This window comes from Streptomyces sp. NPDC050504 (assembly GCF_044458065.1).
Lineage (GTDB): Bacteria > Actinomycetota > Actinomycetes > Streptomycetales > Streptomycetaceae > Streptomyces.
Window position 1 is genome coordinate 36,905 of record NZ_JBITHO010000001.1, and the last position, 12,887, is coordinate 49,791.

Sequence of the window (12,887 nt, forward strand, 5' to 3'; positions counted from 1 at the left end):
AGGGACAACGAGCCGAGCGCGTGTACGGAAGTGCTCCATTGCGCTCGACTGTGCCGGGTGCCGGGTGCCGGGTGCCGGGTGCCGGGCAGCGGGCCCCGGTCGCCCGCCCCGGCCCGGCCCAGGCCTGCCCCCGCCCCGGCCCCTGCCCCCGCCCCGCCCGGATTGCGGGGCCGCGCGCCCGGGGCGACCGTGGACAGCGTGCACCGATACGTACGGAGAGCCGTCGTCGCCGCCCTCGCGGGCCCCCTGCTCCTGACCGCCGCCTGCTCGTCGGCCGGTACCGGCACCCGGGGGGCCGCGGTCGCCGCCGCGGACGAGAGCGGCGCGCCCGAGCGCTTCAGCCATCCGGGCGTACTGGTCGACGGGGCGCAACTGCGCACCGTACGGGAGAAGGTCGCCGCGGGCGCCGAGCCGTGGGCCGCCGCGTTCACCGCGATGAAGGCCAGCAGGTACGCCGACCCCGACTACACCGCCCAGCCCGCGAAGACCGTCGCCTGCGCGTCCAACGCGGGCACCCCCGCCTGCGTCGCGGAGCGCGAGGACGCCATCGCCGCGTACACCCAGGCGCTGCTCTGGTCGGTGACGGGCCAGGAGGCGCACGCCGCCAAGGCCGTCGAGATCATGGACGCCTGGTCGGCCGTGATCAAGGCGCACACCAGGGACGACGCCGACCTCCAGACCGCGTGGGCGGGCTCGTCCTGGGCGCGGGCCGCGGAGATCGTGCACGCCGGGTACCCGAAGTGGCGGGGGCCCGAGGTGCAGCGCTTCAAGTGGATGCTGCGCAAGGCGTACCTGCCCGCGGTGACCGCGCGGGTGCCGGACTACAACGGCAACTGGGAACTGGCGATGACCGACGCGTCGATCGGCATGGCGGTGTTCCTGGAGGACAAGGGCCTGTTCGAGGCGTCCCTGGAGCGGTTCAGGGCGCGGGTGCCCGCGTACTTCTACCTGTCGTCCGACGGCCCGCTGCCCAAGGCGCCGCCGGGCGGCCACGTGAAGACCCCCGACGAGCTGGCGACGTACTGGTTCGGCCAGCGCACCTACCGCGACGGGCTCGGCCAGGAGACCTGCCGCAACCTGCGCCACATCGGCTACTCGCTCGCCTCGACCGCGCACATCGCGGAGACCGCCTGGCACCAGGGCGTCGACCTCTACGACGAGCAGGCCGACCGGCTGCGCGCCGCGCTGGAGTTCCACGCCCGCTACCAGCTCGGCGCGCCCGCGCCGAAGTGGCTGTGCGGCGGGAAGGTCGAGCGGAGCATGGGCCCGGACGTCGAGGTCGCGCTCAACCACCTTCAGGGGCGGCTCCACCAGGCCCTGCCGCAGACCGAACGGCTCGCCGAGAAGCAGCGGCCCGCGGGGACGGACGACCTGTTCGTGGCGTGGGAGACGCTGACGCACGCCCGGAACCCGGGTGCCGATCAAGGGGCATGACTGCCTGCGGATCCTGTGCGTTGTGGACCGGTCGGGTGCGAAACATGATCGACTCTGGCTGTTGACGGCGATGGTCTTGCCCCGGCGTGGGCCGGGGCTTACGTTCTCCTCCTACACGCCATGTCTACGTGCGTAGAGGCTCTCTGACGTCCCGTCGAAGGAGCAGGCACATGTCCGCAGACCCTTCCGTCGTACGCGCCGCACTCGTCCAGGCGACCTGGACGGGCGACACCGAATCGATGATCGCCAAGCACGAGGAGCACGCCCGCGAGGCGGCCCGGCAGGGGGCGAAGGTCATCGGTTTCCAGGAGGTGTTCAACGCCCCCTACTTCTGCCAGGTCCAGGAGCCCGAGCACTACCGCTGGGCCGAGGCCGTCCCGGACGGGCCGACCGTCCGCCGCATGCAGGACCTCGCCCGCGAGACCGGAATGGTGATCGTCGTCCCGGTCTTCGAGCTGGAGCAGTCCGGCTTCTACTACAACACCGCCGCCGTCATCGACGCGGACGGCAGCTACCTCGGCAAGTACCGCAAGCACCACATCCCCCAGGTCAAGGGCTTCTGGGAGAAGTACTACTTCAAGCCGGGCAACCTGGGCTGGCCCGTCTTCGACACCGCCGTCGGCAAGATCGGCGTGTACATCTGCTACGACCGGCACTTCCCCGAAGGGTGGCGGCAACTGGGCCTCAACGGCGCCCAGTTGGTGTACAACCCGTCCGCCACCTCGCGCGGCCTCTCCGGCTACCTCTGGCAGCTGGAACAGCCCGCGTCCGCCGTCGCCAACGAGTACTTCGTCGCCGCCATCAACCGCGTCGGCCAGGAGGAGTACGGCGACAACGACTTCTACGGCACCAGCTACTTCGTGGACCCGCGCGGCCAGTTCGTCGGCGACGTGGCCTCCGACAAGGAGGAGGAACTCCTCGTGCGCGACCTCGACTTCGGGCTAATCGACGAAGTGCGGCAGCAGTGGGCCTTCTACCGCGACCGCCGACCCGACGCCTACGAAGGGCTGGTCAAGCCGTGACGTCCCTCTTCGACCGCCACAAGGCCGTCACCCCCGAGTGGCTCGCCCTCTACTACGGCGAGCCCATCGAGCTGACCCACGGCGAGGGCCGCCACGTCTGGGACGCCGAGGGCCGCAAGTACCTCGACTTCTTCGGCGGCATCCTCACCACCATGACCGCCCACGCCCTGCCCGAGGTCACCAAGGCGGTGAGCGAGCAGGCCGGGCGGCTCATCCACTCCTCGACCCTCTACCTCAACCGCCCGATGGTCGAGCTGGCCGAGCGGATCGCCACCCTCTCCGGCATCCCCGACGCCCGCGTCTTCTTCACCACCTCCGGCACCGAGGCCAACGACACGGCCCTGCTGCTCGCCACCGCGTACCGCCGCTCCAACCAGATCCTGGCGATGCGCAACAGCTACCACGGCCGCTCCTTCTCTGCCGTCTCCATCACCGGCAACCGCGCCTGGTCCCCGACGAGCCTCTCGCCGCTCCAGACGCTGTACGTGCACGGCGGCGTCCGCTCCCGGGGCCCGTACGCGCACCTGAGCGACGCGCAGTTCATCGAGGCGTGCGTCACCGACCTGCGCGACCTCCTCGGCCACACCCGGGAGGCCGCGGCCCTGATCGCCGAGCCGATCCAGGGCGTCGGCGGCTTCACCTCCCCGCCCGACGGGCTGTACGCCGCCTTCCGCGAGGTGCTGGCCGAGCGCGGCATCCTGTGGATCTCCGACGAGGTGCAGACCGGCTGGGGCCGCACGGGCGACCACTTCTGGGGCTGGCAGGCGCACGCCGCGAGCGGCCCGCCCGACGTCCTCACCTTCGCCAAGGGCATCGGCAACGGCACCTCGATCGGCGGCGTCGTCGCCCGCGCCGAGGTCATGAACTGCCTGGACGCCAACTCCATCTCGACGTTCGGCGGTTCGCCGGTCACCATGGCCGCGGGCAACGCCAACCTCGCGTACCTCCTGGAGCACGACCTCCAGGGCAACGCGCGGCGCGTCGGCGGACTGCTCATCGAGCGGCTGCGGGCCATCGGCGCGCAGAGCCCCGCCGTGCGCGAGGTGCGCGGCCGGGGCCTGATGCTCGGCATCGAGCTGGTGAAACCGGGCACCGACGAGGCGGACCCGCAGGCGGCGGCAGCCGTCCTGGAGGCGGCCCGCGAGGGCGGACTGCTCATCGGCAAGGGCGGCGGCCACGACACCAGCGTCCTGCGCATCGCCCCGCCGCTCACGCTCACCGTGGCCGAGGCCGAAGAGGGCGCGTCGATCATCGAACGAGCGCTGCGCGCGCTGTAGCCGACGCACGGGACAACCGACGCACCGGACAACCGACGCACCGTCGAGGGAGCGCACCACCATGAGCAGCACCCGCACCCTGATCCGCGGCGGCCTCGTCGTCACCGCCGCCGAAGAGACCCACGCCGACGTGCTGATCGAGGGCGGCCGCATCGCCGCCCTCGTCGCGCACGGCACGGCCGCCGCCGACGCCCTGACGGCCGACCGCACCTTCGACGCCACCGGAAAGTACGTCGTCCCGGGCGGCGTCGACGCCCACACCCACATGGAGCTGCCGTTCGGCGGCACCTTCGCGTCCGACACCTTCGAGACCGGCACCAGGGCCGCCGCCTGGGGCGGGACGACCACCATCGTGGACTTCGCCGTCCAGTCGCCAGGCCACGCCCTGCGCAAGGGACTGGACGCCTGGTACGCCAAGGCGGACGGCAAGTGCGCGATCGACTACGCCTTCCACATGATCCTCTCCGACGTCAACGAGAAGACCCTCAAGGAGATGGACGTCCTCGTCGGCGAGGGCATCACCTCCTTCAAGCTGTTCATGGCCTACCCGGGCGTCTTCTACAGCGACGACGGGCAGATCCTGCGCGCGATGCAGCGCTCGGCGGCCAACGGCGGGCTGATCATGATGCACGCCGAGAACGGCATCGCCATCGACGTCCTGGTCGAACAGGCCCTCCAGCGCGGCGAGACCGACCCCCGCCACCACGGCGAGGTCCGCAAGGCGCTCCTCGAAGCCGAGGCGACCCACCGCGCGATCAAGCTCGCCCAGGTCGCGGGCGCCCCCCTCTACGTGGTGCACGTCTCCGCCCTGGAGGCCGTCGCCGAGCTGGCGAGGGCCAGGGACGAGGGCCTGCCGGTGTTCGGCGAGACCTGTCCCCAGTACCTCTTCCTGTCCACCGACAACCTCGCCGAGCCGGACTTCGAGGGCGCCAAGTACGTCTGCTCCACGCCGCTGCGGCCGCGCGAACACCAGGCCGCGCTCTGGCGCGGCCTGCGCACCAACGACCTCCAGGTCGTCTCCACCGACCACTGCCCCTTCTGCTTCACCGGCCAGAAGGAGCTGGGCCGGGGCGACTTCTCGAAGATCCCCAACGGTCTGCCGGGCGTCGAGAACCGCATGGACCTGCTCCACCAGGCCGTGCTCGACGGGCACATCTCGCGCCGCCGCTGGATCGAGATCGCCTGCGCCAGTCCGGCCCGGATGTTCGGCCTCTACCCCAAGAAGGGCACCATCGCGCCCGGCGCGGACGCCGACGTCGTCATCTACGACCCGGCGGCGACCCAGGTCATCTCCGCCGAGACCCACCACATGAACGTCGACTACTCGGCGTACGAGGGCAAGACGGTCACCGGCCGCGCCGATACGGTCTTCTCGCGCGGTGAACTCGTCATCGAGCGGCGGGAGTTCGTGGGCCGGGCCGGACACGGCGCGTACGTGCCCCGAGGCGTCGGCGAGCACTTCGGCTGAGTGCGGCCCCGCCGAAGGGGCCACTCGATCCCACCGCCGGGGCGGCCCGACCGCCGGGCCGTCCCCGGCACCCGAACCGGACCAAGAGGGGCAGCACGCCATGGACTTCGGACTCGTCCTCCAGACCGACCCGCCGGCATCCGAGGTCGTCGGACTGATGCGCCGCGCGGAGCGCAACGGATTCACCTACGGCTGGACCTTCGACTCGGCGGTGCTCTGGCAGGAACCCTTCGTCATCTACAGCCGCATCCTGGAGCACACCAGGAAGCTGACGGTGGGCCCCATGGTCACCAACCCCGGCACCAGGACCTGGGAGGTGACGGCGTCCACCTTCGCCACGCTCAACGACATGTACGGCAACCGCACGGTGTGCGGCATCGGGCGCGGCGACTCCGCGATGCGCGTCGCGGGCCGGGCGCCGAACACCCTGGCCAGGCTGGGCGAGGCCATCGACGTCATCCGCGACCTGGCCGAGGGCCGGGAGGCGGCCGTGGACGGCAACCCGGTCAGGATCCCCTGGGTGCGGGAGGGGAAGCTGCCGGTCTGGATGGCCGCGTACGGGCCCAAGGCGCTGGCCCTCGCCGGGCAGAAGGCCGACGGCTTCATCCTCCAGCTCGCCGACCCCTTCCTCACGGAGTGGATGGTCAAGGCGGTGCGCGATGCCGCCGAGGCCGCGGGCCGCGACCCCGCTTCGGTCACCATCTGCGTCGCGGCCCCCGCGTACGTGACGGCGGACGACTCCCCGGCGGCCCTGGCGCACGCCCGTGAGCAGTGCCGCTGGTTCGGCGGCATGGTCGGCAACCACGTCGCGGACCTCGTCGCCCGCTACGGCGAACACTCCGGTCTGGTGCCCGAGGACCTCACCGCGTACATCAAGTCCCGCGAGGGCTACGACTACAGCCACCACGGCAGGACGGGCAACCCCGACACCGCCTTCGTCCCCGACGAGATCGTCGACCGCTTCTGCCTGCTCGGCCCGGCGTCCGCGCACATCGAGAAGCTGACCGCACTGCGCGACCTGGGCGTCGACCAGTTCGCGGTGTACGCCATGCACGACGCGCGCGAGAGCGTCATCGACGCGTACGGCTCCGAGGTCGTCCCGGTGTTCACCGGCGCTTGAGGCTGACGGGGGAGGGGGCGGGATCACCGGGCCGCCTTGGCGACTGCGGCCCGATGCTCGCCGCACGCGTACACCGACCGTGGTGGACCCGACGCGGCATCCACGTATGCGACGGTCTGCACGTTGCGTCCGCTGCCGCAGCGTGCGCACAGTGCCGCTTCGCGGGTCACGCGTCCTCCCCCTGCGTCCGGGCACGGGGCGTCCTCGCTCTCATCCGGGCACCGGAGGTGGACCCGGACGGTCCCACGCAGGCCCTCACCCACGACGAACTCGACGTAGGGGGTATCGGCCAGGATCAGATGCCCGCACCGGTGGCACGGCTGGTCGTAGTCGGCTACGAGGTGCGCCGTCACGGTCGTGGCCCGAGTGTCCGCGCCGCAGTGCGGTCGAGGCAGTACGGCGGTCCGCTCTGGGGGTCCTCGATGACGGCGCCCGTGCGCGCGTCGAGTCGGCCGAGGGCAACCGGGCAGAGACTCCGGGGGACGCGCACGGCGTCCCACCAACTCCCTGCGGGCTGCATGGAGACCGTGACGCCGGATGGCGTCCATTCGAGAGGCGGTGGGTTCGTCATGTCTTCAGGATCTTGTGGCGTGCCTGACTGCTCTATCCCCTGCCGGTAATCTCATGGTGAGATGCATTTCCATCCCGCCATGAACAGTGGGGGCCGATGTCGACAGCGCTCGTCCCGATCCCCATGCCCGAGTGGGCATGGCAACACGCCGAGGTGCGCCAGGCCTTACGGGCCCGCGATGTCGGCGCGGTCCTCCGCTACGTTCAGCAGTACGCCGGCGCCAGCCAGTCCCGCATCGCCGCGGCCGTCGGCATGACCCAGGCCCGCGTCAACGAGATCATCAACGGGCGCCGGGAGGTCGTGAGGCTCGACGTGTACGAGCGGGTCGCCGACGGCCTCCACATGCCCGACGACGCCCGACACTTGATGGGACTCGCCGCGAGTCGAGAGGCCCGCTCAGCGGGTGCGGTCTTCGACCTGGCCGCCTTCCCCGAGGTCGTACGCGTCTACGCCGGGCAGGCGTCCGCCGCCGAAGAGATCCAGCAGCAGGCCACCACCGCAACCGAGTTGGATGTGCTTGCTGTTCGCGGGCTCGGGCTGATCGGATTGAACGACTCTCTGCTGCGGGCCTCGCTGACCCGCACTGCGGGACCGCTGCCCCGGGTCCGGGTACTGCTCCTCCACCCCGAAGCGTCCGCACTCGCCCGCCGCGCTGCGGAGATCGGTGAATCCGTGGAGTCGTTGGCCAGCGGGGTCCGCCTCGCCGAGGCGCGGCTGCGCGAGCTAACCGACATCTGCGACCTGTCGGTGTTCCGCTACCGGATGCTGCCGACCTGGCGGATCATCCGGTTGGATGCCGTCATGTTCGTGTCCGCCTTCGACGTCGGGTGGGAGGGACACGAGTCGGCGACGTACAAGGTGATGGAGACACCACACGGGCCGTTGTACCGCGGCTTCCGGCGGATGTTCGAGGCGATGCTCGACGAGGGCGAACGCACGGCCTGAGAAGGGAGCAGCGGGTGATCGAGGCAGAGCTGAAGGCTTGGGTGCGTGCACCGGAAGAGGTCCTGAACCGGCTGGAGGAGCGTGCGCCCGGCCGGGTAGAGGTGTATCAGGACACGTACTACGACCGGCCGGACGGGTCACTCGACGGGCAGGATCAGGAGCTGAGGGTACGGACCGTGCACGGCGCCGACGGCATCCGCACGGTGCTCACCTTCAAGGGCGCCGCAGTTGACGAGGCGTCAGGGTCGAAGCCTGAGTACGAGACGCGAGTGGAGGACGCCGATGCGGTGCACGCGATGCTGCGCGGGCTGGGCTACGTGCCGCTCATCGCGTTCGAGAAGCGCTGTCGGAACTACGACATCGAGGCCCATGGCCGCGACGTGCTGGCGACGTTGGTGCGGGTCCCGGAGATCGACGGGACGTTCCTGGAAGTGGAGACACTGGCCGCCGAGGACGACGTTGTGGCGGCTCTCGCGGACGTGCGGGCCGTACTCGCCGATCTGGGGATCGGTGAGGAGGATCTGACCCGCGACACGTACACCAGCGCGGTCCGCGCCAGCCGCGCGCGCTGACCCTGGACGCACGACGCCCCCGCCGCGTTCGGCGTGGCCGGGATGTGGCCGCAGCGCGACCGCGAGGTGTCCGCGTCCCGCTGAGAACCAGGTGCGTCCAACCTCTTGCCGGGGTGGCCCGACCTCCCTAATGTGAACCTTCAAATTCCAGGAAGTGCTTCACGTGGGTTCCGTTAGGGCAAATTTTGAACGATCCAATTTCTGTGTCGATTCAGGGGGAGGGCCCGGCCGCGGGCTACCTCGACCACGCCAGGGTCGGCCCGGTCTCCCGTCCGGCCGCCGCCGCGCTCGCCGGGGCGACCTCGCTCGCCACCCGCTCGGGCCCCGCCGACCTCGACCGGCTGTTCGCCCTCAGTGACGCGGCCCGCGCCTCGGCGGCCCGGCTGCTCGACGCCGGGCCGCACGAGATCGCGCTCGCCCCGTCCACCAGCAACGGCCTGTTCACCGTGGCCGCCGCACTGCGCGGCCCGGGGGCGGTCCTGGTCCCCAGGGGCGAGTTTCCGGCCAACCTCTACCCCTGGCTCCGCTTCGCCTCCAGGGGCGGCCCCGCCGTCCGCCTCCTCGACCCGGCGGGCCACCGCCACATCACCCCCGACCTGCTGCGCCGCCACCTCGCCCCCGACGTCACCGCCCTCGCGGTGAGCGCCGTCGACTCGCTCACCGGCCACCTGGCGCCGCTCGCCGACCTCAAGGAGGCCCTGGGCCCCGACCGGCTGCTGATCGTGGACGCCATCCAGGGCCTGGGCGCCGTCCCGATCGAGGCGGGCGCCGCCGACGTCCTCGTCAGCGGCGGCCAGAAGTGGCTGCGGGCCGGCTGGGGCGCCGCGCTGCTGCTCATCCGCGACCGGTGCGCACAGCGCCTGACCCCGGGGCTCGGCGGCTGGGCGGGCGTCGAGGAGCCCTTCGCGCACCGGCATCCGGCCGCGCCGCTGCCGGGCGCGGCCGCGCACCTCGCGACCAACCCCGACTTCCCGGCCGCCGCCGCGCTCGGCGCGGCGATCGACGACCTGCTCGCCGGGGGCGGCCCCGCCGCCGTCGGTACCCGGATCCGCGCCACCCTCGCCGACCTCCTCGACCGCGCGCGGCGGGCCGGTGCCGAAGTCCTGCTGGACGGCATCGACCCCGGCGAGCGGGGCGGCATCGGCGCGTTCCGGCTGCCGGGACACGACCCGGCAGCCGTGCACGCGGCCCTCGGAGCGGCGGGCGTGATCACCACCCGCCGCGACGAGTGGATCCGGCTGTCCCCGCACGCGGACACCCCGACGGCCGCGGCCGACCTGTTCGCGGACGCGCTGCACGCGCTCGCGCGCGGCACGGCGCACCACCCCGTCCCCTCCCACTCCACCCTCCGTCCCACGACCCCACCCCAGGAGCCGACATGTCCCACCGCCTGAACCGCCGCCAACTGCTCCGGACAGCGACCGCGTCCGCCGCCGGTCTCGGCCTGGCCGCCTGCGGCGACAACGGCGGCGGTGGCGCCGCGGGAGGAGGTGACGGCGACAGCGGAAGCATCACCGTCTGGAGCTGGACCACCGCCGCCGAGGGCCTGCGCGCCGTCGTCCCCTCCTTCGAGCGGGACAACCCCGGCATCACCGTCGACGTCCAGGACGTCGGGGAGCCCGCCATCTGGGACAAGATCACCGTCGGCCTCGCGGCGGGCGGCAAGGGCCTCGCCGACGTGCTGCACGTCGGCGTCGACTACCTGCCCGGCTACCTGGACAAGTTCCCCGACGGCCTCGCCGACCTGTCCAAGCTCGGCGCCGACAAGCACAAGGACGCCTTCGCCGACGGCCTGTGGCCGACCGTCATCGGCGAGGACAAGGCCGTCCACGCCCTCCCGTGGGAGGTCAACCCGCTCGGCCTGTTCTACCGGCGGGACTACTTCGAGAAGGCCGACGTCGACCCGGCCGGCATCAGCAGCTGGGACGACCTGATCGCCGCGGGACCGAAGATCCGGTCCGCCTCCGGGGCGAGCCTGCTCGGGCTCGACAAGACCGGCGCGACCCAGGACGTGGACTTCTTCCAGAACCTGATGCAGCTCCAGGGCGCCTTCTACTTCGACGGCCAGGGCGACATCACGCTCGCGGCCCCCGCCGCCGTCCAGGCCCTCACCGTCGTCAAGCGCCTCAACGACGCCGGACTGCTCGCCGACACGGCGGGCCAGGGCACCAGCAAGCGGCTGCTGAGCCAGGGAAAGCTCGCCACCGTCGCGGACGCAGCCTGGGCCGCCGAGTACCTCGCCCTCAAGTTCCCCGGACAGAAGGGGAAGTGGCGCGTCATGCAGCCGCCGGCCGCCCTGCCGGGAGGGCAGCGCAACGCCATCGTCAACTCCACCTACCTGGCGGTCGCGGGCTCCAGCAAGCGCCGCAAGGCCGCCTGGCGGTTCGTCGAGTACGCGCTCACCAAGCCCGCCGAGATCAACCGGATCTTCACGGCCGGCGGCGTCTTCCCCGCCCTCAAGGCGGCCTACGCCGACCCCAAGTTCAGCGCGCCCCACCCCTTCTACGGCGGCCAGAAGGTGCTGAAGACCTTCGTGGACTCGCTCGGCGCCGGGTCCGGCGCCACCAACTTCACCAGCGACTACTCCCGCGCCCTCAAGCTCGCCAGCGACGCCCAGAGCAAGGTGCTGCTCAAGGGCGCCGACCCGGCGGCAGCCCTCAAGGACGCCGCCAAGCAGCTCGCCCAGCAGACCGGTCGGAAGCAGGCGGCCTGACCATCATGTCCCTCGCCCCGCCCAAGAGTGCCCCCGCCCCGGCCGGCCGCCGCGCCGCCGGGCGGCCGGGCCCCGCCCGCAAGGGACGGCGCCGACTGCTCACCCGCGCCTCCGTCCCGTACCTGCTGATCATGCCCGCGGTCCTGGGCTTCGCGGTCTTCAAGGCCTACCCCATCGTCGCCTCGCTCTGGATCAGCCTCACCACCGGCAACGGCGACGACCGGGAGTTCGCCGGGCTCGCCAACTACCGCCGCCTGCTGGACGACCCGCTGTTCTGGACCGCGCTGAAGAACACCGGCCTGATCCTCGCCGTCCAGGTCCCGCTGATGCTCGGCCTCGCCCTGCTCGTCGCGCTCGGCCTCAATTCGAGCAAGGTGTGGCTCCGCCCGGTGTGGCGGCTCGGCGTCTTCGTGCCCTCGCTGACCGGCCTGGTCGCGACCGGCGTGATGTTCTCCGTGATCCTCAACCACGACGCGGGACTGCTCAACTGGGTCCTCTCCCTGTTCGGCACCGACCGGATCAACTGGCTCGGCAGCCCCTTCTGGGCCCGCATCGCCATCGTCCTCGTCCTCACCTGGCACTACACCGGCTACAACGCGGTGCTGTACCTCGCCGGACTCCAGGGCATCCCCAAGGAGCTCTACGAGGCCGCGAAGGTCGACGGGGCGGGACCCGTCCGCCGCTTCACCGCCATCACCCTGCCCCAGCTCCGGCCGATCCTGCTGCTCACCGTGGTGCTCTCCACCATCGGCACCCTCCAGCTCTTCGACGAGCCGTACGTCCTCACCGGCGGCGGCCCCGACAACTCCACCCTGACGGTGACCATGTACCTCTACAACAACGGCTTCAAGTACTTCGACTTCGGGTACGCCTCCGCTCTCGCGTACGCGCTCGCGGTCATCGTCTCCGTACTCGGCCTCATCCAGGTCCGCGTGATGGGAGAGCGCCGGTGAAGCGCCGGGGCACCGCGCTCACGCTGCTGCTCGCGGGCGCCTTCGGGCTCTGCGTCGCCCCCTTCTACTGGCTCGCCGTCGCCGCGACCCAGGACGACAAGGACGTCTTCTCCTGGCCGCCGAAACTGCTCCCCGGCGGCCACCTGATGGAGAACCTCCGGGGCCTTGAGGAGTCCATCGGACTCACCCGCGTCCTGGTCAACACCCTCGTGGTGGCGACCGCCCAGACCGTGGGCGCGGTCGCCGTCTCCGTGCTGGCCGGATACGCCTTCGCCAAGTTCGAGTTCCGCGGGCGCAACCTGTTCTTCGCGCTGCTGCTCAGCACCCTCGTCATCCCCGACACGGTGATGCTGATCCCGATCTTCGAGATGATGATGGACATCGGACTGATCGACTCCTACCAGTCCGTCGTCCTGCCCGGCCTCGTCACCCCGTTCGGCATCTTCCTGATGCGGCAGGCGCTGCGCTCCATGCCCGACGAACTCCTCGACGCGGCCCGCGTCGACGGCGCGGGCGAACTGCGGGTGCTGTGGCGGATCGTCATCCCGGTGAACCGGCCCGTCATCGCCGCGCTCGCGCTGTTCGTCTTCCTCGGCGCGTGGAACCAGTTCGTCTGGCCCCTGATCGCGCTGCGCAGCCCCGAGATGCACACGCTGCCCGTGGCCACCGCGACCCTCCAGGGCCTCTCGACCACCAACTACGCGCAGGTCCTGCTCGCCAGCGCCATCGCCGCTATCCCCGTGATGGCCCTCTTCCTCTTCCTGCAACGCCAGTTCATCTCCGGCCTGTTGGCCGGGGCGACCAAGGAGTGA

11 protein-coding genes are annotated in these 12,887 nt (G+C 71.4%); all 11 read left to right on the plus strand.

Translation table 11 applies throughout. The features are described 5' to 3' along the window. Positions 1-198: 198 nt before the first annotated feature. The 11 genes from ACIBNE_RS00130 (at position 199) to ACIBNE_RS00180 (ending at position 12,887) form a co-directional block, all read left to right on the plus strand. Complete coding sequence (locus ACIBNE_RS00130) at positions 199-1,434, plus strand: alginate lyase family protein (protein WP_399267739.1); 1,236 nt, start codon at positions 199-201, stop codon at positions 1,432-1,434. A gap of 170 nt (positions 1,435-1,604) precedes the next feature. Next, positions 1,605-2,456, plus strand: a complete 852-nt coding sequence (locus tag ACIBNE_RS00135; RefSeq protein WP_399267741.1) for a nitrilase-related carbon-nitrogen hydrolase — start codon at positions 1,605-1,607, stop codon at positions 2,454-2,456. After that, complete coding sequence (locus ACIBNE_RS00140; RefSeq protein WP_399267743.1) at positions 2,453-3,733, plus strand: aspartate aminotransferase family protein; 1,281 nt, start codon at positions 2,453-2,455, stop codon at positions 3,731-3,733. Before ACIBNE_RS00135 ends, ACIBNE_RS00140 begins: the two co-directional genes overlap by 4 nt. A gap of 61 nt (positions 3,734-3,794) precedes the next feature. Then, positions 3,795-5,201, plus strand: a complete 1,407-nt coding sequence (gene hydA / locus ACIBNE_RS00145; protein WP_399267745.1) for a dihydropyrimidinase — start codon at positions 3,795-3,797, stop codon at positions 5,199-5,201. A gap of 100 nt (positions 5,202-5,301) precedes the next feature. Then, positions 5,302-6,321: a TIGR03842 family LLM class F420-dependent oxidoreductase gene (locus ACIBNE_RS00150; protein WP_399267747.1), complete on the plus strand. Its 1,020-nt coding sequence runs from the start codon at positions 5,302-5,304 to the stop codon at positions 6,319-6,321. 667 nt (positions 6,322-6,988) lie between these two features. Then, entirely contained in the window at positions 6,989-7,837 is an 849-nt protein-coding gene (locus ACIBNE_RS00155; protein ID WP_399267749.1) for a helix-turn-helix domain-containing protein, read from the plus strand. 14 nt (positions 7,838-7,851) lie between these two features. Further along, the gene (gene cyaB, locus ACIBNE_RS00160; protein ID WP_399267751.1) at positions 7,852-8,409 is read left to right on the plus strand and encodes a class IV adenylate cyclase; all 558 of its coding nucleotides are present in this window, start codon (positions 7,852-7,854) and stop codon (positions 8,407-8,409) included. 203 nt (positions 8,410-8,612) lie between these two features. Next, positions 8,613-9,803 (plus strand): aminotransferase class V-fold PLP-dependent enzyme, encoded by a 1,191-nt coding sequence (locus ACIBNE_RS00165; protein WP_399267753.1) that lies wholly within the window; start codon positions 8,613-8,615, stop codon positions 9,801-9,803. Continuing rightward, positions 9,788-11,122 carry an extracellular solute-binding protein gene (locus ACIBNE_RS00170; protein WP_399267754.1) on the plus strand — a complete coding sequence of 445 codons (1,335 nt, stop codon included), beginning with the start codon at positions 9,788-9,790 and terminating at the stop codon, positions 11,120-11,122. Before ACIBNE_RS00165 ends, ACIBNE_RS00170 begins: the two co-directional genes overlap by 16 nt. 5 nt (positions 11,123-11,127) lie before the next feature. Then, positions 11,128-12,075, plus strand: coding sequence for a carbohydrate ABC transporter permease (locus ACIBNE_RS00175; protein WP_399267756.1), 948 nt, complete (start codon positions 11,128-11,130; stop codon positions 12,073-12,075). Beyond that, positions 12,072-12,887, plus strand: coding sequence for a carbohydrate ABC transporter permease (locus tag ACIBNE_RS00180; protein WP_399267758.1), 816 nt, complete (start codon positions 12,072-12,074; stop codon positions 12,885-12,887). Before ACIBNE_RS00175 ends, ACIBNE_RS00180 begins: the two co-directional genes overlap by 4 nt.